Origin of the sequence: Clostridium sp. TW13, from assembly GCF_024345225.1 — a bacterium.
GTDB classification, from domain to species: domain Bacteria; phylum Bacillota; class Clostridia; order Clostridiales; family Clostridiaceae; genus Inconstantimicrobium; species Inconstantimicrobium mannanitabidum.
Map to the genome: position 1 here is coordinate 1,198,573 of NZ_BROD01000001.1, position 25,327 is coordinate 1,223,899.

Genomic DNA, 25,327 nt, shown 5'->3' on the forward strand with positions numbered 1-25,327 from the left:
ATAATGTATTAATAAAAATTTTTGGAATATTTGCAAAGAACATAAAGATTAGTAATTAAAGAATCTTTTCAAATTCATCTATTACTGAAACTGCTCCATTATATATATCATTGATAACAAGAAGTATTGGTTGATTAATTTCTTCAAATAAATATTCAATATTGATATATCCTTCAAAGGATTTTATATATGGATTATTTGAATCATAAATAGGAGTATTATTGTAAACAATACCATGTTTGCAATTTATAAATGTACAATTTTGAAATATATTTCCATGGATGTCACTCATGTATTCTATATGTCCAGATTCAGTTCGTCTATGTTTAGTAAGGTTTATATGTTTATTCTTATTGCATAAGTCTGCTAAGTACGAAGTCCACATATTACCATTAAATGCTTGGCACTTTTCTAAAATTTTATAAATTTCTGGATTTGATTCACGCAATCCACGAAAATCTTTATTTATACATTTATTAAAGTAGTTTTTGTCTTTTCTTATTGGAAAGTAAACTTTTTTACGTTTTAATTCTGCTCCAGTATAATTTTTAGCGCAGTAAGTATAAAAAACATAATTAGTGATATATTCTAATGAGGAACGTATATTTTCTAAAAAATTTTTTATAGTAACTTTAAGCGTAGATGGCATAGAATCATTTAATAACGATTCGTTATAAATTTTTTCAATATTTTTTAACATGGAATCAGAAACTTGAATACATATTTTTGCGTCAGTTATACAATCCATTTTCAACACCTCTTTCTAGGAATATTATACCACTTTTATGGAGGAGTAAAATGTTAAAAAAAGAATTAACAGATATTTTTTTAGAACTTTTAGAAGAATGGGAAAACTCAGAGGAAATAATTATTAATGATAGAGGAGATATTTCAGAATACGAGGAATTAGAAGAAAGAAAAAATAAATATCTTATAAAATTTAATGGGATATTAAATGATATACAATAGAAAAATAATTTAAAATGGTTATATTAAAAGGCTTAGAATATTTCATCTAAGCCTTTTATAATGTGAAAAAAAATAAGGAAAGGGAGTAATGTAATTATGAAAATAGCAATATCATGTGGTCATACCTTAAGAGGTGCTGACACAGGCGCAAGAGGTTATTTAATTGAGGAAAATTGTACAAGAGATATAGCAAACTATGCAAAGCAGTATTTAGTAGAAGCAGGACACACAGTTGTTTTATGTAGAATAGATGATGCTAGTAGTGTAATTCAAAGCTTGCAATATAGAGTGGATGAAGCTAATAATGCCAACGTAGATATGTTTGCAGAAATACACTTAAATTCTGGTGGTGGAGTAGGAACCGAAGTTTATTGCGTAGGACTAGGTGGTAAAGCAGAACAATATGCAAAGCAAGTCTTAGACAAAGTTGTCGACCTTGGATATAAAAATAGAGGTGTTAAAACAGCTAATTTCTATGTGATTCAGTATACTAAAGCACCTGCAATTCTTATTGAATGTTGCTTTGTAGATAGTCAAGAAGATGCCAATAGGTATAATGCAAAAGCTTTAGGTAAAGCAATTGCAGAAGGTATTATAAATAAAAGTATAGAAAATACAGTTTCAAATAATAAAGTGGCTGTCAATCAAAATGATAGCAATAATGGGGGTTTTAAAGAAATGGATAAGATATACAAAAACGGGAGTACACCAGAACCAGTTTATCAAACTGAAGCTTGTGTTGACAAAATAGGTAGTTTAGATAGTTATGAATTATGTAATGCTATTGCAGACGTAAATGGTAAGATAGTTGTTTTATACAACACAAAAGAAGGTAAAAAAGTAGGCTTTGTTAAATACAGAGCAGGATTATAAAATATTAAAAATAATAAATAAAAATATATTAAAAAGGATGGTAGATAAAAATGGTAGAATATTTAAAGAGATTTCAAAATGTAGGAACTGTTGTAGGTTTAGTAGGATTAGTAGGAAGTTTATTGCTTCAATTTGGTATTAAGGTAGACATGCCTTGGCTGAGTGAAACTGCACAGATCATATGTGCAATATTGGTGGTACTTGGAGTTATGAATAATCCTCAAACAACAGGATTAGACTTGCCTAAGAGTACAGTTAATACAGAAGAAAGTAAATAGGTAAAATATTATGGAATTAGGTTTAGTAGGTTGGGGGTCGCTAGTGGGACAACTAGGATTCCCAATTGCAATAACATTAATATTAATATATTTAATTGTAAGGTATGTAAACAAAAAGGATAAAATGTTGAGAGAAGATACAAAAGAACAAATAAATTTATTAAGAAAAGAAAATAAAGAAGATAAGAAACTTTTTGAGTTAGCAATTAATTCTTTTAACGTGGCAGTATGTGAATTTAAGAACGTTCAACAAGAAACTAACACTATTAAGAATGATATGATAGAAGTTAAAAATGACTTATTGATTATCAAGACAAAAATTGAAAGCAAGTAAATACATATGGGGTAATAGAGAGTAATCTTTATTACCCTTTTTTGTTTTTTATATATAGAACTTAGTAAAATTTAAAAATATAATTGTAAGAAAAGTATATTTTTGTTACAATGTAATAAGAACAGATGTTCAACTTTTTATGCTGGAGTTGATGATAATGAGAAAATATGTATTGGATTTAAATAAATTTAAAATTCCAACTATTAAATTTAGATTTAATGAAGAAATATACGATATTAATCCTACAATCACATTTAGATATCTTAAGTTTTTTAGTGAAAATAAGAGTAAATTAACAAAGAAGGAATTAGGAATTAAATGTATAACTATTGGAAATCCTTCAATAGAAGTGTTTATCGATAATTTAACTAGAGGACAAATATATTTTATACTAAATAAATTTATTAGTTTGAATGGTATTAGTAAAAAAACAATTAAATCATATGAACAATTCTATAATGAAATTGAAAGTTATTCTGATTTATTATTAAAAGAGACAAAAATAAAATGCAATCAAGCTATTAATAAATCAATGAAAAATATTAAGAAGACTATTGAACAAATGGATTATATTAATGATAATTTCGCACCTATTATAGCAGAATTTGATTTAGATGAAAAAATTCAATTGATTTTTAAGGAAATGTGTTTGAAAATTAGTCATTTATCTGAACAATTAGTTAAAATCCCTGAAAATATTAGATTGATACTTGGTGAAATTGGGAAGTACATACCTGAGTATTATAAATTATTAATAGATTTAGGGTATCCACCAGTAGAGCTGAATATGCCTGAAATAAAATATATAGTAGAAAATAAAAAAGATGAGGAAGTATATAAAATTATAGATTCATTTATAGTAGAGAACTATAATGATGATTTTATAAATGAAATATTTGATAAATGGGAAAAATATGTTTTTCTCAAAAAAAGACTACAGCTATTTCAAGATGCAATATATGTATATAATATAGAGAAGTACTCATTGGTTATACCATTGTTGTTATCACAATTAGAGGGTGTAGTCGCAGAGAGTTTTATGATTAATGGTAAATCTAGAATGGGGAAATATAAGGAACATATTGAAAAAATCTTGGAAACAGGTAGTGATAATCTGAGTTCAAATAATCAAATAACAAAAGCATATTTTATTGGCAACATATTAGAACAATTTTCTTTTGGAGATAAAATACCTAAATTTAGCAGACATGCTATATTACATGGAGCAGATGTTAATTATGGAACTAAGGTAAACTGTATAAACCTAATTATAACCTTAGATATAATTTTTGAATGCATTGATAATATGAATAAAGAAATGAATTAAGAGAGAGTGGAAGAATATATGGATTTTTTAGGATATGTATTATTTTTTATTTCAGTAATTATTACCTTAAGATTTGCGTTGAGAATAGGATTTAATAAAGAATTTAATTCATATTTGGATTTAATTGCAGCATTAGTTTTTTCATTTATATTTTTTATGATGCTGAATGACTATTTTCCAATAGGAAAGTGGGTGGATAATATCTTTGCAATAGATACAGAATCAAAAGTTATACAATTATTTATAGTTCATATGTATTTATTAATGGTTATATTTATTCTAGTAACAGGGAGTATTACGATAATAATTTCTATGCTAGCAGTAATCTATTTTGGCATAAAGTCTATTTCTTATGATAGTTTTCTTGTAGGTACAATAGTGGCAATAATATCTTCAATAAATAATGTAATTAAAAAGTTATTTAATATTAGTTTTGTAAAATCATTTTTAAAAAATAAAGTAGAACCTAAACTTATTAAATTTATAGATTTTATAAATAAATATGTAAATCCATTTAAAGGAATACGAATAAAACCTATTTACAAAAATATATCTAAAATACGAACTATATTTCTTTTGGTTTATATAATTGTAGGAATTTTAATATTAAATTACTGGACAGAATTAATTACATTTTTGAATTTTCAGACAATACACACTAATAAAGTTATTAATATTCCTAAAATTTCTGATAAGAGTTTTGAAAATTATAGATTAATATTTTTTGTACCACTATTAGGAATACTTGTAAATAATGTGTTTAAGAATTCGAAAAAATAACTAAAATTTATTGTTGACAAATAAAAAAAATAGTATTAATGTCTAATTATAATATAGTGAGAGAACAAATTATAGAAAAGAACATTACTCTTATGTTCAGAAATGGCTAAAATACTTAGTTATATACTGTTTAATAGCTTTAAACGTTGAAATGATGAGTCTTATCAGAATTGGTAATAACCCAATGGTTGGAGTTACAGTTACTATAGAAGAAACTACAAAATAAGAAATTTAATATTATCCAACAAGAATAAAGTTGTGTTACAGATAATAAAGTCGTGTTAAAAGTTGTGTAAATAATGAAAAATAACCTCTTCATTATTGCACAACTTTTTTTGAGTTAAAGAGAAGAAAAAAGAAGAAGAAAAAGCCCTTTTTTCTTGCTCTTTACCCCTAATATCCAAATGAAATGCAAGAAAACCATTCAAGTGTAACACGACATTATTAGCTTGTTAAATGCTTATAGTGAGAACATCAGCAAGTTTTCTAAATCCAACACTATATGCTAATTTTTCAGAAGATATATTATTTGTATTACAAGACCATAAAGGGCATTTACCATTTTCTATTATGGATTTAATGCATCCTAAAGTAACTAATTTAGCATAACCTTTTCTGCGATATTCTGACAAAGTATTAATACCAATTTCCTGAATTTTATCTTCCGTATATGGTACAGCTGGTGCGTCTGTAACACTAACAAGTTTGCCATCTTCAAAAATCCCAAAAGCAAGGCCACTCTTACAAATATCATTAAAATATTCTTCCAACCAACCATCTACATTTGCATTTGGATTTTCAGTCATAAAAAACTGTAGGTATTTTGGATAGTCACTCTCTATTAATTTGACAGCCATTGTAGAGTGAATTTTATTAAGAGAATTTTCATAACAAAATTTAATACTACTCTTAACCTCTTTGTTAAAGATGTTCTTCATTATACTAGTAACTTCTTTAGTTGCCATCCCAGCAACAATTTTTTTCCTCACTTCTTCAATTTGAACTGATACTCTTTTGCTATAAGAAATAATAATTAAATTACTTGCTACATAAGTATAAACATCAAAAACACATGAATATCCAAGTTGTTGTTTATCTCTTTCTGGAGATTCTATAAATATTACCCCATTTTTATACATCAATTCAGGCGTGATACCAAGCCACTTTGAATAATATTCATTTGTAATTTTTGCAAAATCCATATTTTCACCTCCTGTATCTCACCTTAGATTACAATTGTCTACTTTATTTAATTATATAGTATATAAGCATATAATTACAATATTTTACACAATTTATACATAAATTGCTCCTCTCGTTCTAAAGAGCTTTAATTTTGTATAAATGGCACATCTTCTTATGGAATAGCCATTTATCATATCTTTGGTATATGTTTTGAGATTAAATCGGCAATATGGAGAATGAGTAAATGTTATGTTGAAATAATAAACACAAAAATGCTTTACACAGAACCTATGTTCGCATATAATGTTTTATATATTGATAGTAAAGGGATGTATTCTATGAATAATTTTGATAAATTGATATTTCATGTTGATGTTAACTCAGCTTACTTATCCTGGGAGGCTACCTATCGGGTGCAGCATGGGGAAAAAGTTGATTTAAGGGAAATTCCATCTGTGGTAGGTGGAGATGAAGAAAGTAGGCAGGGTATAGTTTTAGCAAAATCTATTCCTGCTAAAAAATATAAAATTGCAACTGGTGAATCTTTATTTTTAGCACGTCAAAAGTGTCCAGAATTAGTAATTGCACCACCAAGATACGATTTATATATGCAGTGTAGTAATGCTTTAAATGAAATTTTACAGCAGTATACTCCGCAAATACAGCGTTTTTCTGTAGATGAAAGTTTCTTGGATTTTAGCAATATGCAACATTTATATCCAGACTATATGAAGCTTGCAGAAGAAATAAAAGAAAGGATTAAAAAAGAATTAGGTTTTACTGTAAATATAGGAATGTCATCAAATAAGCTTCTTGCAAAAGTAGCTTCAGACTTTGAGAAGCCAGATAATATACATACACTGTTTCCTTGGGAGATAAAAGATAAAATGTGGCCGCTGCCTGTGGAAGATTTATTTATGGTAGGAGGAGCAACTTTACCTAAATTAAATAAGCTGAACATATTTACTATTGGAGAATTAGCAAATTATGATTTGGAAGTATTGAAATCTGTTCTTAAAAGCCATGGAGCATTAATTTGGAATTATGCTAATGGAATAGATAATTCTGAAGTAAGAAAAAGTAGCCATATTGAAATGAAAGGTATAGGTAATTCTACCACTATTCCTTTTGATGTTGAAGATAGAGAAACTGCACATTTAGTATTATTATCTCTTGCAGAGATGGTGGGTGCAAGATTAAGAAATTCTCAAAATTGTTGTAGTGTTATTTCTATAAATATAAGAAGTAGCAATTTTATTAGTTATTCTCACCAGAAAAAACTATATTGTCCAACAGACTGTACCAAAAAGATAGCAGAGGTTTCATATAGACTATTTGATGAAAAATGGAATGGAGAGCCTGTTAGGCATATAGGAATTCAGGTTACTCAGCTATGTACAAATGAATTTTACCAATGCTCACTTTTTGATAATGGAAATAGTGAGAAAGAAAGGGCTTTAGATAAAACATTAGATAAGATACGTTCAAAATATGGATCAGGGGCATTAGTTAGGTCTTCCTTCTTACATTCAGGTATAAAAAGCATTTCTGGTGGAATAGGAGAAGAAGATTACCCAGTAATGTCGAGTTTGCTATAGGGAGTTGGGGTTTGATGAAGGTAATCGCTAAAGATATTGAAATGATTGCATGGTTTACAGAAGATGGTACTCCAACACCTCTAAGATTTAAAATAAGAGGTGCAGATGAAGTAGTAAACGTTATAAAGGTTGATAGAGTTCTTTTTAAAGAAAAGGAAAAATTAGCAGGAAATTTAATGATGGTTTTTAGGTGTCAAAGTGTAATAAGCAACATTGATAGGATTTATGAATTAAAATATGAGTTGAGTACATGCAAATGGATGTTATATAAAATGTAATAACAATTTCTTGAAAGTAATGAGAGAATTAAATTAATAGGTCTATTGGGTGAGAAGTAATTAATAAAAACAGTGTCTTTTTATATTATAAACTAATTTTTGTTTTCTACCAATATAATGAAATCAATGTTATAATTAGTATATAATCAAATTATAAAAATTATCTAAGCTAAGTGAAGGGAGAATAAAGATGACATCTAAAAAAAGAATAATATTTATAACTATGACAATTATGATAATTAGTTTGTTGAGTGGATGTAGCAATAAGGCTATGAATAAGATTTATGATGATAATAGTAAAATTGCAAGTGCATATGATACTTTTGGATTATCTCATAGTAAGGAAACAATAGAACCTGGAATATATAAAGCAAGGTTTAAATTAAGTGGAAGTGGAACTATTTGGACATATGAAAGTGATTCGGATATTGATTTAAAAGTTCCATATATCTTATCAGTAAAAAGTGGAAAGGCAAAAATCGTTTTAATATCACCTGACAATACAGTTGTTACTCTTGTAGAAAATACAAATAAAGCCACTATGAATGAAACAACATCATTTACTGTACCAATAAAAAAAGGTAATAATCGCATAAAAATAGTAGGTTGCGAAAAAGCAGATATTGATATTGAATTACATATAGAACAAGGTACATTTAAAGAAATAAATGAGAAAATAGATAGTTTGCCTAATTAGTATTGAGAGAATAGATAGTTTTGTGTAATTAGTATTTAATATTACTGGAAATTTTAATTTTCAGTAATATTTTTTTTCAACTAATGTTACCCAACAAATTTCGCTTGGTTTTATAATGGATAAATTGTAAAAATATTTATTTATTTCAAAAATGAAGGATTATAGCATTTTTTATAGAATAGAACTTTAACGGATGAGGTAAAACAATCTAGTTTAAATAAAAAAGGGGAGACTAAAATGAATGGTGGTGAGACTTTAAGATATATTAGGACAACACTAGGATTAAAACAAAAGGATATAAGAGACGAAGGACTAAGAGACATAAGCGGAATAGAAAATGGGGTAGTGCAAATGTCTTCTAAAATAGCAATAGCTTTAGAGAAAAAGCTAAACGAGGTTATAAAGGAAAAACACCTTGATGGGATACTAGACTTTGAAGTAAACAGTCTTGTATTTAAGAAAGGGTTAGATATAGATTTCGAGGAATGTTTTAAACAAATGTCTAGGGATTATAAAATAGATAGATTTTTAGAGCTAACTCAGGACCAATATGAATTTAGCAATGTTAAAAGAGCAATAGAAATACTAAAGAGAGACTACGAAAAGAACTTAAATAGTATTTCGAGACTAGCATATAAAATAATACAAAGCAGCAATGATGATAATTGTATAATTTATGCTTATACACAGTTAATTACAATTTCTTGTTATAAGCAAGATTATAAAAATGCGGTTACAATATTTGATATTATAAAAGATAACGTTTCTTGTTGTAGTGATACAGAAATGAGAGATGACATATATGTAAATATATCAATAGCGTGCTGCCATATTGGAGATTATATAACAGCAGAAAAATTGATCAATGATGTAAAATATACAACTAGATATAGAGAGTATGTAGATAATATCCTATTTTTAATAAATTCAAATTTGAATAGACTAGATAAGGCTCTAGAGTATTGTTATAAGATGTTAAGTTACACAATAAATGATGATACATCTTTAACCAATAAATTCAATATTTGTTATGTTGCTTCGCTAAAAGGTGATATAGATCTATTTAAGAAGTATTTTAATTTAATAGATGCAGATAGACATTATTCACTATATACTAGAGAACAATTTTTAAAATGTATAATTGAATCTTGTGCAACATTCAATATCTCAGATATAGATATATTATCTAAAATATTTAAAATTGGTAAGAGGTTAGACAGTGAATGTATATCAGAAAATATAGAATATTTTAAGTCTAATTGTAATCTAATATATAAAATAATTTTAAATAGAGACATAAATATAGATTCAAGTGTATATGTATTTATATGCAAGAATAGTGATATGAACTTTAAAGAAAAAGAAAAATTAATAACATTATGTGACGATATATAAAACCTTGAAAGGGGGTGATTCAGATGAAAAGAACAAAGAAGATAGTGATAACTTTAGGTTTAGTTTTTGCGTTAGCTATTCCAGTTACTACAACTTTAGTAGCAATTGGAGGTGGTTCACTTCCACCAATAATAACAATAGCATTCTTAAGATAATTAAATGATAATACACAAAAGACAAACTGTCATTCGACAAGAAACATATTTTATAAGGTCTGTTTTCCTACTCCAAACTATTTTATAATTAATATATAGTGAAATAAATAATTATATAGATGTTTGGAGTATGGAATTATGATTAGCACGTAACTATTAGAATAAAAAATGAGGATATTTATATAATTGAAAATAAGTAGAAAAATAAAATGGGAAATAATACATAAGTAGAAGTTGGTTTACAACAACAATAAAGTTATGTTACAAGTGATAGAGTTGTGTGAGTAATGAGGGGCAACCTCTTTATTATTTACACAATTTTTTGCTATGTAGAGAAATATAGATAAATCAACGTCTAAGAGAAATTTTAGAAGAAAAAAGCAATTGTTCTTTGCTCATTAACTTTAATATAGCCTTAAAATGTAAGAAAACTATTCAAGAGTAAGACAATATTATTGTTTTTTAACAAATATGTATGCTTAAAATAAATATCCAGTTTAGTAAAAAAGCATGATTTTTGAGTGAGGAATTTTTTCTGAGGTGAAAATAGGAATAAAAAGGGTACGTGGCAACTGGGAAGATTTATTTGTATGGAACAACTAAGTGTAGTTGGAATTGAAGATAATGAGATAGATGCAATAAGAGTATTTGATTTTTATAATGTTCCTTAATATTTAAATAGTAAGTGATAACTGAATAACTAATAATTGCTAATAGAATTAATATGAATTAAAATAAAATTACATGTGAAATCAAATTTTGGATATAAGTGTGACTAAAGGAGATAGTTACATTATTAAATAAAATCATGTGTAAAGTAAAGTTACAAAATTTTAATTTAGGAGATAATGATGCAAGAAATTACAAACAAATTATATTACTGGTATACAGTTGAGAAGTTTTCAGAGTTTAAAGTTGAATTTGACAAAAATTCATATTGCGAAGAATTACCTTGGTTAAATAATAGAAAAGATAAAAATTATGAAGTCTATTTAGGGATATATAAGAATTCAGATTTAATAGACTTTATAATTAATAAGTATGGAGATAAAGAAGGGTTACCGGAAAAAGTTTTGGGATTTTCATGTTTATGTATTTTTAAGGTGAATGAAAATGGAGAGTATATTGAGGAATCTATAAAAATACCAACATTACATTATGCTATAAATGAACTTATTTCTGGATACATAAATACAACAAATAGTTCTAATGAATTTAGAAATTTTGTAGAGGGGATTGAAAGTGTTGCAATTAATGAATTGAAGAGTGTTAATTATGAAACACTAAATAAATTTTTTGTTAAAATATTAAAACACTTTAAATGGTTTCACGAAAGTTGGCTGCCAGTAGGAAGAAAGTTTAAAGTAGAAGAAATTGCAATAAAAAATAATAGTGATAATGAAGAAACAGATACATATTTAAATAGTTTCTATTTAAAAGATATAGAAAAATTAATAAATGAAGTGAAGGCAAATAATTATGGTAAAGCATTTAAAGATTTTGTGTTGCAGCATAATGATTCTAAAAAAATAGATATAGAAAATGATATTAAACATATAGAATTTATTTTACAGCCTAAGAATATCCCAATGGGTAAATGGCCTTCAAAGAATGGGTTAAGTTTAATGCAACAAGTAGCAGTAAATACAGTTCTAAAAGAATTAGCTGATAGTAGGGGAGTATTTTCAGTAAATGGGCCACCAGGAACAGGGAAAACAACACTATTAAGAGATATAATTAGTAATATTATAGTTAATAGAGCACGAGAGTTAGCAAAATATAAAAATCCAGAAGATGCATTTCAAAAAAGTCAGTGTTGTATTAAAGTTAAGAGTAATAAAGGAGATGATATTCCATTTCATCCATATAAATTAAATGAAAATTTAAAAGGATATGGAATAACAATAGTTTCTTCTAATAATAATGCTGTTGAAAATATATCTAAAGAGTTACCAGAGATAGGGGCTATAAAAGATTTTTATAATGAGGTAGGAGCTGATTATTTTAGAGATTTTTCAAATAAGGTTTTAAATATAGAAAGTTGGGGACTAATTGCAGCTACTTTGGGAAAGAAAGCTAATTGTTCAAAATTCGTAAATGATTTTTGGTGGGGAGGATTTTATAAAATACACAAAAATGAAGACGAGAAAAATAAAGTTCAAAGTTGGGAAGCTGAGAAGAAAAGATTTTTAAATAAGTATAATGAAGTAGAAAGCTATATAAATCAATTAGATAAATTTAAACAAGCACTAGAGGAAGAAAAAGAAGTAAATATTAATATTAGTGAAATTAACAATATAATTAAAGAGGTACAAGTTTGTATTAAACCAAATGAAGAAGATTATAAAAGGGTAGAGAAAATTAATATAAAATTAAAGGAATCAATTAATATATTAGAAGAGATAATTAAATGTCACTTAAATGAGAAACCATCATTTTTTAGTAGAATCTTAAATAGAAAGAAGTATAAGGATTATGTTTTAGAGTTAGAAGCCAATAATCAAGATAAAAAGAAATTATTAGTTGAAGTATTAGAGAACAATAATAATTTAAATGATATTAAAGAGATAGTAGATAAATTTAAAGCACAAGAAACTGAATTAAATGAGGAATTAAAGAAAAATCTAATTAAGTTGGATGTTATTAATAAAACAAAAGATGAGTGGTTGGAAAAGATAGGAGAATTATATCCGGAAAAGTATTGGGAAAAGTCAGAAGATAACCAACAAATATATTGTTTATGGATAACCGAGGAGTTGAATGATAAGAGGTGTGAATTATTTTTATTAGCGTTACAATTACATAAAACATTTATATTGAATGCTGAAAAGCCAATAAAAAATAATATGGGATTAGTGATGAATTATCTTTCGGGAGCTGAAATACAAGGTGATTATTTAGGGTATATGAGTGAGTTATGGAATACTTTATATTTAGTAGTTCCAGTAATATCAAGTCCATTTGCGTCTATATCAAGAATGTATAAACATTTAGGAAGAGAAGAAATAGGATGGTTACTTATAGATGAAGCAGGTCAGGCATTACCACAAACTGCACTTGGGGCTATTTGGCGGTCCAAAAGAGTTGTTGTTGTTGGAGATCCATTACAAGTAGAACCAGTATCAACAGTACCATTATCATTGATAGAAGTAATAGGTAAGGCTTGGAATGTAGAAGATGTAGTGTCAAAAACTTTATCAGTACAAGGAATGGCTGATAACATAAATAAATATGGTACAAATCGTGAAGAGTTATGGATAGGATGTCCTTTAAGAGTTCATAGAAGATGTGAGAATCCTATGTTTAATATAAGTAATGAGATAGCCTATGAAAATAAAATGATATATGGAACTTTAAGTAAATATAAAGAGTTGCCTATTCAGAAAAGTATGTGGATTGATTGTAAAGGAATTAGTAGTGGAGGTAAGTCGCATTATGTGCCAGAGCAGGGGGAAATTACGTATGAAAAGATAAAAGAGTGTATTGTGGATAGTACACTTCCAAATTTATATGTGATTTCACCGTTTACTACAGTAGTAAATGGACTTAAGGTTAGAATCAGGGAACTAAAAAATGAATTTGATTTTATAGATAGCCAATATTTAGAGAAATGGATAAAAAAATCAATAGGCACAGTTCATACTTTTCAAGGAAAAGAAGCAGATATAGTAATAATTTGTTTAGGAGTAGATAAAGAACATGAAGGAGCTGTGAATTGGGCCTCTAAATCACCTAATATATTGAATGTAGCAGTTACAAGAGCTAAAAAGAGAGTTGTGATTATAGGAGATAAAGAGTTGTGGGGAAATAAACCATATTTTAAGGAAGTACTTAATGTATTAAGTTAGAAATAATTTTTGAGGGGGATAATAATGAAATATATACTGGTAATTATTGTAGGGATATTAACTTTAATGGTAATATATTCTATATTTCTATTTATAGTATATAAAAAAAATAGAAATTATATCAACATATTAGTAAGGTTAAATAATTATTTTATAAAGGATTCGAGAAGAGTTAAATATTTATTTTTATTGTCTTTAATGTATTCATTGTTATTAGTGCTTATAATTGATGGGGATACAAACATATTTCCGCTAATTTTACTATTAATTACCACGACAATAACTGGATTTTTTTATATAAAGGATACTTTATCAGACAATAATATAACCATAAAGATTACTGGAATAATTTTTATGTATAGTTATATATTTTTATTTGGATGTGGATTAGTAAAAGTAATAGCTAATAATACTAATAATACAATAGTGCTATTTTTTGGGGTGATAGTTTTTTTACTAATTACTATTTCTTCATTATGGTCTTCAATTATTTATGTGAAGCATGATGTATATAAATTGGTAGTTGTATTGTCTTGTTATGGTTTAATAGTAACTTTTGGTACTTGGATATTTGGACTTTACTATTATTATAATGGCTGTTGGGGAGCAGACATTATAAGTAAATTTAACTCCTTAGATTCAAGTTGGATAACATTATGGCAATTAAGTAAATATACTCTTGGAGGATTTTACAATTATCCAGATAAAGGAACAATTCGATTTGTATCAATATTGCAGTATTTTATAGGGAAGTTTTTAGATTTGTTTTTATTGGGTTATATAGTTAATGTTATTTTTGAAATGAGCAAAAAAATAAACAAAAAAAATAAAACATATACAGTAACAATAAAACGACAAATACTAAATAAATAAATTGCATAGTCAACATAATTAGGGTATAGAATAATATGTGTGCCCAATTTAAAAAGTAAATCTTGAAAGTTTATTTGAAATATCAACAAAAGATATGTTTTACATTTTAATAATAGAAGGTTTATATTGATAATACAAATAAAAATATAGGAATGAAGATATGTTGATTTTTAAGAATGTAGTAAATGTTAAAATTTTTATTGATTCACTTGAAGAAAAAAATAGATAGAGGTATAAAATGTAATAGAGTTATGTTAATAATGGAGGGCAATCTCTTCATTAATTAACATAACTTTTTTTGTTATGCAAAAAAAGAAAATAGAAGGAAATCAATAGATAAAAAACTCTTCTATTGATTTGCTAATTAGTAGCAAAACATTTAAAATTAAGATATAAAGTAAGTCTAATAAATAAAAAGTGGGGTATAGCATATGGATTCATTGCAGTTGGTTGTAGCAACATACAATCTTGGACTGGGTTGTGGTGCATTTACAATTGAAGAAACTATAAAATTTTGTGATAAATTAATTGAACATCTAGAAAATCCACCATATCAAATTATAGAGATATCTTTGATGTCTCAGTCTAAAGTGGATGATGTTGAAAATAAGCTTAGTGAATTAAATTATTATAGTAATATTAACACAGATGAAATAGTTAAAGTTATCTTATCAATTATTTATAAAAAGTATATTAATAATGAAATAGATATTGTAAAAGCAATTAAATGTACTGATACGTTGTTAATTCATACAAGTTTATCTTATGAGGATGAATATTATGATTTATATGGATTAGATGATTCTTATTATTTGGCAGAAAGCCAGATATATGGCGACTTAGATGAAGTAGCAATTCAGTTTAAATCCATTATTAGTAGATATGATAGTTATTATATAAAATTTGAAGAGTCAATTGATGAAATTCTTAAATAAAGATGTAGGAGAAATTTATATGGAAAGTAAAGGCCAAGTTTCAATTTGGGTAGGTAATTTCAGTGAGTTTAAAGAATTGGAAAGATATGTAGAGAGTGGTTATACCGAGGATGGAGATAGTGTTGATTCTAAGTTTGAAGCAGATTTTGGTATTGAATATTATGATGAGGATTTCAGAGAAATAAATATGTTTGAAGAGCCTCAAGAATCATTTACATGCATGCTACAAGAACATTCATATTATAATAGCATAATAAAAAATTACACAAAAGAGCAGAATGATTGCTTGGGAACTAAATATAATAGTATTATTCTTTTATATAACTTTAACTATAATAAGAATGTTAAAGAAATACAGGAAAGTGACAGGTATATAAAATATATTGGTAGTGTAGAGTATGATGAAATGGACTATTAGTAAACTTATTGTTTTAACATGATGGGGGGAAGGATTTTATCGTGGCTTAAGAATATTCTATCTAAAACTAGCCATAAAACCATTTATGACTAGTTTTAACATCCCTAACAACTTCTAATTATTTACAACATAGAATATTAATGCAAGTACTCCAATAATTACAACACTAGTAATAATCCTTGTAAGTAAATTTCCTTTCGTTAATTGGGTTAAATCACCTATCTGTGAACGATTTGCTGAATCTGCAAAGTTAGTCATTGGATTTTTTTTATATTCATCAATTTTACGTTGATCATCTTTATCCATAAATTCACTCCTACCATTTAATTGATTATTAGGATATAATTTCGAGCGATCTATTTGCTTAATTATATACTACATAGCAGGGAAGTTCAAATATTTAGAGTACCTACATTTAGATTATTTTACTGTAGTGACTACAATCTAAAAAGATAAAAGCTCTCCATCCTTAGGTATAAAAATAGAGTTTTTGATATCATGTGCATCAATATAATGTTTTAAATCTTCTCGTGATAATCGGCAATGATTCCATGCCTCCATATGAACGGCTATGATTTTTGCATTTTGAAACTTATCGCATAATTCATGTATATCTTCTGCTGTCATAGTTATTGGTTCACCGTAGGAAAATTGAGCAGAACCGCAATTACAAACAATTAGTTCAGGATCATACTTTTCTATAGATTTTTCGACTTCATCACACCAAACTGTATCTCCAGCGATGTATATAGATGGTTCACCTGCTGAAGAAATAATAAAACCTGACACTGGCCCCATTTGTTCAGCTATTTCATTATGACCATGTTTTCCGTTAGTACGATTAAATGTTATATTATTCCATGTAGTATTGTTATGAATTGAAGATACATTAACAAAACCTAATGATCGTATTTTATCTTCATCTTCAGGTTGACAGAATACAGGGATGCTTTTTGAAAGTAAGCTTGCTGCAACATCATCAAAATGATCTCTGTGGGTATGAGTAATGAGTATAGCGTCACAATTAATGATACTATCAACATTTGTAGGCAAATCTACTAAAGGATTTAGATTTTGGTTTGGAACATCTGGAATAGGTGGCATAGAACCTATAGGACTCAGCATAGGATCAATGAGTATTTTTTTATTATTTAAATGTATTATTAAGGTTGCATGTCGTATTGTTTGGATTATCAAAATATATCCCTCCTGTAATTTGGTATATATTTAGTATATAATAATTAATAATTGATTAGTTAAAGTATATTGGTAGAAGTTGTTTAATGATGAAAGGAATTTATAGAATATGATTGATCAAACAGATATAGAAATTTTAAATTTACTTACAATAAACTCACGTATGCAATGGCAGGAGATTGGTGAAGAAGTTCATCTAACTGGTCAAGGAGTTAAAAATAGAATAAATAGAATGGAAAAGTTGGGAGTTATAGAAGCGTATACTTTAAAAATAAATTTTGATAAGATTGGTAGAGGAGTAACCGCCTTTATAACTGTTTTTATGAAAACTACTGATCATGCGGCATTTCAAAGATATATACGTACCAATCCACTAATAGTTGAAGGAAATAGAATAAGTGGAGAGGGGTGCTATATGTTAAAAGTAATTGCATCTAATCAAAAAGAAATATTGGCATTGTTAGATGAAATTCTACAATATGGTAACTATAAAATAAATTTATCAATAGAAAATATTAAGTAATATATGCTCACACCATATTAATTTAGTTATTAATAAGTGTGGGCATTTTTTTGCACATATTTAGTATGTACATTTTTTATGCTGATAAAGCTAAGTTGGCATTTTTGCTATAAATATTTATATATTTTTATATTTAAATATAAATATTTCTGCTATTAAATCCTTTGTATTAAAAGAAGTAAAAAATGTTATAATAAGGTAACAAGTTTGATTTTGTATTATAATATCTTCATTCTTCGTATTCTTATTGTGTGAATGGTTAAGTCAAATGTTAGAAAATTCTAAGGAACAAACAAAGCTGCTAACTGAAATTAGAAATAAATTATGTAAATAAATCAATAAGAGTTATGCTATTTATAATAAGGACGAGCCTGCAGAAATGTTAATACTCAATGATTATATTTAATGGAAGTAGATTTAGCATAGAGTTACAAAACTAAATTTTAGGAGTTAATGATGAATAAAAGAGAAGAAATTATTACGCGTTATTTTCAATGTTGGATAAATAATGACAGTGAGATATTAAATGATATTTTTGATTCTAAAGTAGTGTATAGTGAGTGCTATGGACCTGAATATAGAGGAATAGATGTTATAAAGAAATGGTTCACGGATTGGAATGAACGAGGAACTGTATTGGTATGGGATATAAAGCAATTTATTCATTCTACTAATGTTACTGTAGTTGAGTGGTATTTTAAATGTAAATACGATGGGGGAATTGGAGAGTTTGATGGTGTATCACTTATAGAATTTAATGATAGTGACTGCATTATAAGTTTAAAGGAATTTCAATCTAAGATTCCACATTATTATCCTTATAATTAGTAAAATAAATATATAAAATTATTTCTATTATTTGAGGTGTACAAGTGAATGATTTAAGTAAAGCAGTATTTTTAGACTTACAAGGAACATTAGGTGGAGATGGGGTAGGAGATATAATGGACTTTCAGTTCTTTCCATATTCAATTGAAGCCATAAGATTGTTGAATAGACATAAGATATTAGCAATTGTGGTTACAAATTAAAGCCGTATATCAAAGGGATATTTGACTATATCAGATTTTAATAATAGAGTTGAGGACTTGAAAAGGCAATTGAGTAAAGAAGAAGCACACTTTGATGCTGTTTATTGTTGTCCTCATGAGAAAGCTGATAGGTGTGAGTGTAAGAAACCACTAGCAGGAATGGTATTACAAGCAAAAGAAAAATTTAATATAAATATTCAAGAGAGTTATGTTATAGGAGATATTGGAATGTCTGATATGGTTATGGCAAAGGCTGTTGGAGCAAAAGGTATATTGGTGCGTACAGGAGTTGGACAAGGGAGTTTAACTGAGTTTAGAAATACTTGGGCTAATATAGAGCCTGATTATGTGGCAGAGAATGTATTAGAGGCTGTTAAGTGGATTGTAGAAAGAGAAAAGTAGTTCTTTGTAATATGAAGGAATCTGTAGATGTAATTTTAGACAAATATGATAAATCATTCTATGCATAAAAGGAGTCTTAACATAATGATTAATAAATTATTTTCCTTATAGTTAGGGTTACGCTTGCGTAACCATTGAAAAGCTTCATGTTTTAATAGTATTAGTGAGTATCAATTTTATTTATCTTCAATAGTTATAAGATATTCGCAACAGTCATCACCTTGCATTAATGTTTTATTATGTTTACATGATATATTTGGGTTGATACCTTTTGCATAATAAGGATCTCCATAGCAGTGAAGGCAATACATAATATTTTCAACATCAAGTTCTCTTGCAACCTGTGCTACTAAACATCCTGAACTTCTTATAAATGCTTCAGATTCACTTTTTCTTACAATAGTTCCTCCTGTACCAAAGATTTTTAAAAAATCATCAAGTGTATTACCACTATTTGCAGAAATATTTTCACCACGCTTTAGTGAATCATTTGGATTAAATTCTTTAAGAAGTTCTAGTACTTTATCTCCATACAGTTCTTTGAATTTTTCAATAATAGTAACTGTATTTTTTATGTATAGTTTGAGTGGTTCTCTCCAGTCTACATTGATTTCTTCAATTATTTTAATAGCATCATCCCCAAAAGTATTTATGAAAAGTTCAACTATTTTTGTTGCTCGTTCCAATTGAAAGTTATGCAGTTCATCCCAAAAGAGTTCTTTGACCTCATTCTCAATAAAATGGTTTTCCATAATCAATCCCCCAATCAATGATATTTATCTAATTATAAGGAAATGCAAAGTTAAATAACAGTCTGGTAATTTGTGGATTTTTGTGGTATAATATATATATATAATAAGTTAATATTCTAATATAGAAATACCGTAGTATTCAACTGAATGCCACGGTATTCTTATATTAGCAGTTTATAATACAAGTTGTTGTCAGTAAAAAGTATAAGATTAAATATTGCTTGTTTAGCAAATAAATGGTACCATTTTGTAAAAGAATTACTATTTGGAGGATAATTATGAGTGTTTATTTTGGCAGCATTAACCCTGAAAACTGGCGTATTTTTAGTGCATTAAAGGTTAAAGATGAGCAGAAGGATTTTGTCGCACCTAACTTAACAATGCTTGCAAGAGCATTTGCATATAGAGATTATAACAGTAAGATTTATGCTATTTACAATGAGGATGAGCCTATAGGGATGCTAATGCAGAATGATTATAATGAAAATGGTAAAATATCATGTTTACTTACTGAGTTTATGATTGCAGAACAGTATCAAGGAAAAGGGTACGGCAAGGAAGCTTTACAACTTTGGATTTCTATGATAAAGAATGAAAACAAATATGATTCAATAATTCTTTGTTATAAAGAAGGCGATGAAATCGCAGAAAATTTATATCTTAACATGGGGTTTCACCATACAGGAGATGTAGATGAAGATGAAATACTCATGGAGTACAATCTTTAGTGAAAGTCGGTCCACTAAAGATAAATAGAAATAAACATGTGCATGGCAACAATTATAAATATTATTTTGTTAGTACTTATAATTGATACTGTTATTAAGCTTTAAAGAGCAAATAAATTTATTTGTGAGGTGTATAATGGGGCAAAGACAGAGAGTACAAGCAATTGCTATTCAAAATAATGGAGTGTTATTTGGAAGTGGAATGATAGATGAAAAACAGAATACACATTTCTTTATAGGTGGAGGAATAGAAGAAGGGGAAACTGCAGAGGAAGCAATAATTCGTGAATTAAGAGAAGAGGCAAATGTCGATGCAACAATAATATTCAAATTTGAAAAGGAATATAAGGAAAATCACCATACTTTCTTAGTGAAAATAGGGGAGCAAGAAGTATCTTTGGGGTATGACCCGGAAGAGGAAGAAGTAGAGAAGCCAGCTAATTTAAAAGCACTTCAAAAATTAGAGTTTATTGCACTAAACGAAGGTTCTAGATTTAGTGCAATTGATTTAGAATATTTTAAGATCTTACTAGAGGAGTGCAATGCGAGAAGTTATTTTCCTGAGTGGTATGGAAAAATGAAGAGATTAGTTGAATGCTGTTAATACGAAAAGATAAAAGGGCTTTCGACAAAAAACATTCTTTTTAAAACCTACTTTCATCCTTCAAAGCACTTTACAATTTATGTATAAAGTAAAACGAGTAATTGGGGGCTTGAAACATGGAATTAAGATTAATAAGTGATGATGGGGAATCAGAAGTAAAGCTTATAAAGAAAATTACTACAGATGAATTGTTTAAGAAAGCATTTGCAGCAGATATAACTAAAGAAGAAGAAAAGAGGACTAATGTTATAATTAATCGTTTAGGTGTACATAGAAGTGTACAAGATAAAAATAGACTATACTTAGTTTTAAATTTAATTAGACTGGGGAAGAACTATGATAATAGTCTAGGTAGAAGAATAAGTAAAGAAGAATACTGGGAAAATGATATATCTGAATCGATTGGAAATGTATTTATGAAAATTGATGCATTAAATGAAAACATTGAAATTTATGAAAAGAAAGATATGAATTATTATAACAGTGAGTTTTGCGAAGAGTGTGAAGGATTTTAATATATATTATAGTGATAAAAATTTTAAAAGAATTTCGGTAAGTGATTTTACCGAAGTTTTTATTTCTAGCGATAAAATTTATTTTGCAAATTCTTATTAATTATTGTATCTTGTATTTTACAGGGGGGATGATTTGTTGAACTCAGCTACATGGATTGCAATCTATTTACCTATTTTCATGTTACTTTTTGTAATATTACCGCAACAACGTAATATGCAAAAGTTCGTAATTAAAAAAAATAAGAATAGAAAGGGGTTGAAAATTATGACAAATGAGATATTAAAAAAGTATATAGGCAAAGAGTGCAGGATATCTACAGGGTCACTTGGTACGAATGTAGCAGGTAAAATTGTTGATATAAATGAAAATTGGATTGAGGTTGAAACTAAAAAAGGAATGGAAGTTATTAACGCTGAATTTATACAAAGTATTAAAATAATTTAGATTTTAGCAAACAAAATTGTAACACAATTATTTGCAAGTGGAGGATAAAATGAAAAGAACAATAGGGATATTAACGAAAAATACTTTCAATAGCTTTACCAAAATTATATTTTTGAGTTTTTTTAGTATAATTTATTTTTTAGAGTTTTTTGTTTATTACGTTCTTTCGTCTCCAGTTGATCCTGGGTTTAAGGAAGATAGGGTAGCAGATTTAAATCTTATATTAATTTTATGCTTTACTAAAGTACTTAGCATATCAGTATATTACTTTATTTTAAATAAGTTGAAAATGGAGTATGAGAATAGTTATGTATATTTAGTTGTGCTTTCATCAATTTCAGCTGTAGCTTATTTGCCAATGGTTTCATTTAGTTATAATGTGATCATAGCACTAAGAATTTTCACTCCAATCATAGTTAACATATTAATAATATTGATATTAGGAAATTCATTAAGAAATAGCTTGGGAAAATCAAAAATGTTTTGAACGTAAGATTGAAAGCTTACAATCCAAGTAAGGATGTTAGTTTTCAATCTTTTGTGCTTTTTAAGATAAATTGAAAAATAGCAGATACTTATAAACCAATATTACTGCATGTAATATTGGTTGGTGTAGAGAGGATTACTTACTTAAATTTAGAACTATCTTATAATTTATAGCGCTTTGATAATCTTCATTAGTAATATAACCATATTCTTTCATTTTCTCTAAAACTAGATTTCTTCGTTGTAAAGTATTATTTAAATGCTTTATGGGGTTATAATATTCTGGATCATTAGGAATTGCAACTAAGGTACATATTTCTGAAAGATTTAATTCTCTGCAATCTTTGTTAAAGTATTTTTTTGCAGCAGCATTAATACCATAAGCATTATTGTTGAAGTAAATATTATTAATATAAAACTCTAATATTTGATCTTTTGAGAATTTCTTTTCTAATTTGGTGGCAATAAACATTTCTTCAACTTTTCTTTTGTAATTTTTATCGAAGTTTAAAAACACGTTTCTTGCTAATTGTTGAGTAATAGTGCTACCTCCCTGTGTTAATTTCCAATCATTTGTACAGATTGAGTATACTGACCTAAAGATTGCTTTTATGCTTACGCCTCCATGCTTATAAAAGTCTTTATCTTCAATAGCAATAAAAGCATTTTTTACATCTTTAGGAATAAGTGAAGATGTTAAATATAACGGATCTTTACTATTTAAAGCTGTTGTATTGTTAGATTTATTAGTATTAAAGCTATCTACAGTACAATTATTAACCTTCGTAGTTGCATTATCATACAAGGATGAAATGGTAGGACCATATTTAAAGCAAATAAATCCACTAATAATAATTAGTGTTATGGCAACAAACTGTAAGATTCTTAATAATATTTTATTTTTAAATTTACTCTGCTTGATTTTTTTACTTTTCATATAAAAGCTCCCTTCGTTAAATTCTTTTTATTGATACTAATACAACTAATATATCGTGAAGCCTCTTCTTATTACATTACTTTAATAATGAGCTGAAGAGAAGTTAATTGCTATTATATCATAGTTATTTAGTTATTTTAACTTAATGTGCGGAATTCTTGCATATTCTTAGGGGGGATATGAATAGCACTTTGGTTAAAAGAAGTAGTAAGATGTTCACATTAAAGATTTATATGGGAACTATACAAACTATATGTTAGAATATAACTTGAAACATTTGTTAGGAATAGGAGTTGCTAAGATGCATACTCTATATTAGATATAATAAGTTTGTTTTGGAAGAGCATTAACTAAAACTTAGGATATACTTAAGAAATATAGGTACAAGAAAGAGTTCACTTATATAGAATAAATAGAAAACTTAAAGGGGAGATAATATTTATGAATGATAAGGAAAATTCATATTATAGTAAAGAAGAGTTAGTAAGAGAGATATTAAAAAAAGATAGGGACCTAAAAGAAAGTAATATTAATGAAGAAATGATACATGAACTGATTAATGGAAAAGTATCAAAAAACATAAATGAAGCTGATGATGAAAATTCAACCTTAGGACAAAGAGTTGCAGATAAAATAGCTGAATTTGGTGGTAGTTGGACATTTATAATAAGTTTTTGTGTGGTGCTAGTAGTTTGGATTCTAGGAAATGCTTTTATTTTAAGTAATAAAGCATTTGATCCATATCCATTTGTATTCTTGAATCTTGTGTTATCATGCCTTGCTGCTTTACAAGCTCCTATAATTATGATGTCACAAAACCGTCAATCAGAAAAAGATAGATTAACAGCTGCTAATGATTATCTTATCAACTTAAAATCTGAAATTATAGTAGAAGATTTGCATTACAAACTTGATTTGTTAATGGAACAACAGGCAGAAAATACAAAAACTATAGAAACTTTATTAAAGAAGATAGATGAATTAGAGAATAAAAGATAATAATATGTAGCTTGAAAAAAAACTTAATATATACTAAACTAAGAAATATCATAAAAACTTCGAAGAAGAAAATTGACAGAATATGCCTTAGATAGAGGAGCGTTATAATGATTTTATTTGGACATTTAGGACTTACTACAGGAGTAATAAAGACATATGAAAAAATAACTTATAAACATAAAGATTTAGAGGATAGGATTCCAATTGATTATAGATTTGTTTTATTTGGATCAGTCTTACCTGATTTGATAGACAAGCCTATTGGAGCTTTTTTGTTTAGAAGTACCTTTCATAATAGTCGTATATTTGCGCATACATTATTATTTTCTACCTTGCTAGTGTTAATAGGGGTGTGTATATTATATAAAAATAAGAAAAACAATATTCTATTTTTGGGTATTTCTAGTTTCATACATTTGATATTTGATAGTATGTGGCTATATTCAGGTATACTATTTTGGCCATACTTTGGTTGGAAGTTTCCTACTAGACCAGAAGGTAATTGGATGTTAAGTACTATTATCAAACTTGTTACAGATCCAACTATTTTTTTACCTGAGTTAATTGGATTTGGGATTATTGCATATTTCTTTGTGAAATTAAGAAAAGCTAATAAATTTAAAGAATTCTTATATAAGGGTAAATTATAATATTAAGCTTTAGAATAGAAGAATAGAGCATACTTATTGTAGCCTGATATGTTCATCCTCGTAGCAAACAGTTTTTATTATTTAAACTGATCTGCTATAACGGGAGAATAATGGC

General features: G+C 27.3%; 32 protein-coding genes. 26 read left to right on the plus strand and 6 right to left on the minus strand.

Translation table 11 applies throughout. The features are described from left to right. Positions 1–55: 55 nt before the first annotated feature. Complete coding sequence (locus OCU47_RS05680; protein WP_261827626.1) at positions 56–748, minus strand: hypothetical protein; 693 nt, start codon at positions 746–748, stop codon at positions 56–58. Positions 749–798: 50 nt separating this feature from the next. Here OCU47_RS05680 and OCU47_RS05685 point away from each other — a divergent pair, with 50 nt between their 5' ends. The 6 genes from OCU47_RS05685 to OCU47_RS05710 all read left to right on the plus strand — a co-directional run bounded on the left by OCU47_RS05685 (position 799) and on the right by OCU47_RS05710 (position 4,561). Further along, complete coding sequence (locus OCU47_RS05685; protein WP_261827627.1) at positions 799–969, plus strand: hypothetical protein; 171 nt, start codon at positions 799–801, stop codon at positions 967–969. 96 nt (positions 970–1,065) lie between these two features. Next, entirely contained in the window at positions 1,066–1,842 is a 777-nt protein-coding gene (locus OCU47_RS05690) for an N-acetylmuramoyl-L-alanine amidase (RefSeq protein ID WP_261827628.1), read from the plus strand. A 50-nt stretch (positions 1,843–1,892) separates the two neighbouring features. Continuing rightward, complete coding sequence (locus tag OCU47_RS05695; RefSeq protein ID WP_261827629.1) at positions 1,893–2,120, plus strand: hypothetical protein; 228 nt, start codon at positions 1,893–1,895, stop codon at positions 2,118–2,120. Between the two features lie 43 nt (positions 2,121–2,163). Beyond that, positions 2,164–2,454, plus strand: coding sequence for a hypothetical protein (locus OCU47_RS05700; protein ID WP_261827630.1), 291 nt, complete (start codon positions 2,164–2,166; stop codon positions 2,452–2,454). A gap of 157 nt (positions 2,455–2,611) precedes the next feature. Further along, on the plus strand, positions 2,612–3,781 hold the full coding sequence (locus tag OCU47_RS05705; protein WP_261827631.1) for a hypothetical protein: 1,170 nt from the start codon (positions 2,612–2,614) through the stop codon (positions 3,779–3,781). An 18-nt stretch (positions 3,782–3,799) separates the two neighbouring features. Then, on the plus strand, positions 3,800–4,561 hold the full coding sequence (locus tag OCU47_RS05710) for a hypothetical protein (RefSeq protein ID WP_261827632.1): 762 nt from the start codon (positions 3,800–3,802) through the stop codon (positions 4,559–4,561). Positions 4,562–5,013: 452 nt separating this feature from the next. Here the strand turns inward: OCU47_RS05710 and OCU47_RS05715 are convergent, their stop codons facing one another. Next, positions 5,014–5,763 carry a GNAT family N-acetyltransferase gene (locus tag OCU47_RS05715; RefSeq protein ID WP_261827633.1) on the minus strand — a complete coding sequence of 250 codons (750 nt, stop codon included), beginning with the start codon at positions 5,761–5,763 and terminating at the stop codon, positions 5,014–5,016. A 321-nt stretch (positions 5,764–6,084) separates the two neighbouring features. On the opposite strand from OCU47_RS05715, the gene OCU47_RS05720 reads away from it, so the two are divergent. The 9 genes from OCU47_RS05720 (at position 6,085) to OCU47_RS05760 (ending at position 15,943) form a co-directional block, all read left to right on the plus strand. After that, positions 6,085–7,344, plus strand: a complete 1,260-nt coding sequence (locus OCU47_RS05720; RefSeq protein ID WP_261827634.1) for a DNA polymerase Y family protein — start codon at positions 6,085–6,087, stop codon at positions 7,342–7,344. A gap of 14 nt (positions 7,345–7,358) precedes the next feature. Further along, positions 7,359–7,622, plus strand: coding sequence for a hypothetical protein (locus tag OCU47_RS05725; RefSeq protein ID WP_261827635.1), 264 nt, complete (start codon positions 7,359–7,361; stop codon positions 7,620–7,622). 190 nt (positions 7,623–7,812) lie between these two features. Next, entirely contained in the window at positions 7,813–8,319 is a 507-nt protein-coding gene (locus OCU47_RS05730; protein WP_261827636.1) for a ribosomal L7Ae/L30e/S12e/Gadd45 family protein, read from the plus strand. A gap of 237 nt (positions 8,320–8,556) precedes the next feature. Continuing rightward, positions 8,557–9,714, plus strand: coding sequence for a hypothetical protein (locus tag OCU47_RS05735; protein WP_261827637.1), 1,158 nt, complete (start codon positions 8,557–8,559; stop codon positions 9,712–9,714). Positions 9,715–9,737: 23 nt separating this feature from the next. Beyond that, on the plus strand, positions 9,738–9,869 hold the full coding sequence (locus OCU47_RS05740; protein WP_261827638.1) for a hypothetical protein: 132 nt from the start codon (positions 9,738–9,740) through the stop codon (positions 9,867–9,869). A gap of 851 nt (positions 9,870–10,720) precedes the next feature. After that, a complete protein-coding gene (locus OCU47_RS05745) occupies positions 10,721–13,717 on the plus strand; it encodes a DEAD/DEAH box helicase (RefSeq protein ID WP_261827639.1) in 2,997 nt (998 codons plus the stop codon). Positions 13,718–13,741: 24 nt separating this feature from the next. Next, complete coding sequence (locus OCU47_RS05750) at positions 13,742–14,590, plus strand: hypothetical protein (protein ID WP_261827640.1); 849 nt, start codon at positions 13,742–13,744, stop codon at positions 14,588–14,590. 431 nt (positions 14,591–15,021) lie between these two features. Then, the gene (locus tag OCU47_RS05755) at positions 15,022–15,525 is read left to right on the plus strand and encodes a hypothetical protein (protein WP_261827641.1); all 504 of its coding nucleotides are present in this window, start codon (positions 15,022–15,024) and stop codon (positions 15,523–15,525) included. Between the two features lie 19 nt (positions 15,526–15,544). Continuing rightward, positions 15,545–15,943: an immunity 22 family protein gene (locus OCU47_RS05760; protein WP_261827642.1), complete on the plus strand. Its 399-nt coding sequence runs from the start codon at positions 15,545–15,547 to the stop codon at positions 15,941–15,943. 114 nt (positions 15,944–16,057) lie between these two features. Here OCU47_RS05760 and OCU47_RS05765 read toward each other — a convergent pair whose 3' ends face one another. Next, complete coding sequence (locus OCU47_RS05765) at positions 16,058–16,249, minus strand: hypothetical protein (RefSeq protein WP_261827643.1); 192 nt, start codon at positions 16,247–16,249, stop codon at positions 16,058–16,060. A 138-nt stretch (positions 16,250–16,387) separates the two neighbouring features. Continuing rightward, positions 16,388–17,140, minus strand: a complete 753-nt coding sequence (locus OCU47_RS05770) for an MBL fold metallo-hydrolase (RefSeq protein WP_261827644.1) — start codon at positions 17,138–17,140, stop codon at positions 16,388–16,390. 109 nt (positions 17,141–17,249) lie between these two features. Here OCU47_RS05770 and OCU47_RS05775 point away from each other — a divergent pair, with 109 nt between their 5' ends. The 4 genes from OCU47_RS05775 to OCU47_RS05790 all read left to right on the plus strand — a co-directional run bounded on the left by OCU47_RS05775 (position 17,250) and on the right by OCU47_RS05790 (position 19,096). Continuing rightward, positions 17,250–17,663 carry an Lrp/AsnC family transcriptional regulator gene (locus OCU47_RS05775; RefSeq protein WP_261827645.1) on the plus strand — a complete coding sequence of 138 codons (414 nt, stop codon included), beginning with the start codon at positions 17,250–17,252 and terminating at the stop codon, positions 17,661–17,663. 456 nt (positions 17,664–18,119) lie between these two features. Next, entirely contained in the window at positions 18,120–18,491 is a 372-nt protein-coding gene (locus OCU47_RS05780; protein WP_261827646.1) for a nuclear transport factor 2 family protein, read from the plus strand. 44 nt (positions 18,492–18,535) lie between these two features. Continuing rightward, positions 18,536–18,694 carry an HAD family hydrolase gene (locus tag OCU47_RS05785; protein WP_261827647.1) on the plus strand — a complete coding sequence of 53 codons (159 nt, stop codon included), beginning with the start codon at positions 18,536–18,538 and terminating at the stop codon, positions 18,692–18,694. A 6-nt stretch (positions 18,695–18,700) separates the two neighbouring features. Continuing rightward, on the plus strand, positions 18,701–19,096 hold the full coding sequence (locus OCU47_RS05790; protein ID WP_309297465.1) for an HAD-IIIA family hydrolase: 396 nt from the start codon (positions 18,701–18,703) through the stop codon (positions 19,094–19,096). Positions 19,097–19,272: 176 nt separating this feature from the next. On the opposite strand, the gene OCU47_RS05795 is transcribed toward OCU47_RS05790, so the two are convergent. Next, complete coding sequence (locus OCU47_RS05795; RefSeq protein ID WP_261827649.1) at positions 19,273–19,848, minus strand: L-2-amino-thiazoline-4-carboxylic acid hydrolase; 576 nt, start codon at positions 19,846–19,848, stop codon at positions 19,273–19,275. A gap of 278 nt (positions 19,849–20,126) precedes the next feature. Here OCU47_RS05795 and OCU47_RS05800 point away from each other — a divergent pair, with 278 nt between their 5' ends. From OCU47_RS05800 to OCU47_RS05820, 5 genes are all read left to right on the plus strand, one after another. Then, a complete protein-coding gene (locus tag OCU47_RS05800) occupies positions 20,127–20,576 on the plus strand; it encodes a GNAT family N-acetyltransferase (RefSeq protein WP_261827650.1) in 450 nt (149 codons plus the stop codon). A 136-nt stretch (positions 20,577–20,712) separates the two neighbouring features. Further along, positions 20,713–21,180, plus strand: coding sequence for an NUDIX domain-containing protein (locus tag OCU47_RS05805; RefSeq protein WP_261827651.1), 468 nt, complete (start codon positions 20,713–20,715; stop codon positions 21,178–21,180). 116 nt (positions 21,181–21,296) lie between these two features. Further along, positions 21,297–21,695, plus strand: coding sequence for a hypothetical protein (locus tag OCU47_RS05810; protein WP_261827652.1), 399 nt, complete (start codon positions 21,297–21,299; stop codon positions 21,693–21,695). A 133-nt stretch (positions 21,696–21,828) separates the two neighbouring features. Beyond that, on the plus strand, positions 21,829–22,140 hold the full coding sequence (locus OCU47_RS05815; RefSeq protein ID WP_261827653.1) for a DUF6897 domain-containing protein: 312 nt from the start codon (positions 21,829–21,831) through the stop codon (positions 22,138–22,140). 49 nt (positions 22,141–22,189) lie between these two features. Beyond that, entirely contained in the window at positions 22,190–22,627 is a 438-nt protein-coding gene (locus OCU47_RS05820) for a hypothetical protein (protein ID WP_261827654.1), read from the plus strand. Positions 22,628–22,762: 135 nt separating this feature from the next. On the opposite strand, the gene OCU47_RS05825 is transcribed toward OCU47_RS05820, so the two are convergent. Further along, positions 22,763–23,563 carry a transglycosylase domain-containing protein gene (locus OCU47_RS05825; RefSeq protein WP_261827655.1) on the minus strand — a complete coding sequence of 267 codons (801 nt, stop codon included), beginning with the start codon at positions 23,561–23,563 and terminating at the stop codon, positions 22,763–22,765. Between the two features lie 441 nt (positions 23,564–24,004). Here OCU47_RS05825 and OCU47_RS05830 point away from each other — a divergent pair, with 441 nt between their 5' ends. Further along, complete coding sequence (locus OCU47_RS05830; RefSeq protein ID WP_261827656.1) at positions 24,005–24,562, plus strand: DUF1003 domain-containing protein; 558 nt, start codon at positions 24,005–24,007, stop codon at positions 24,560–24,562. A gap of 107 nt (positions 24,563–24,669) precedes the next feature. Beyond that, a complete protein-coding gene (locus OCU47_RS05835; protein ID WP_261827657.1) occupies positions 24,670–25,212 on the plus strand; it encodes a metal-dependent hydrolase in 543 nt (180 codons plus the stop codon). Positions 25,213–25,327 lie beyond the last annotated feature (115 nt).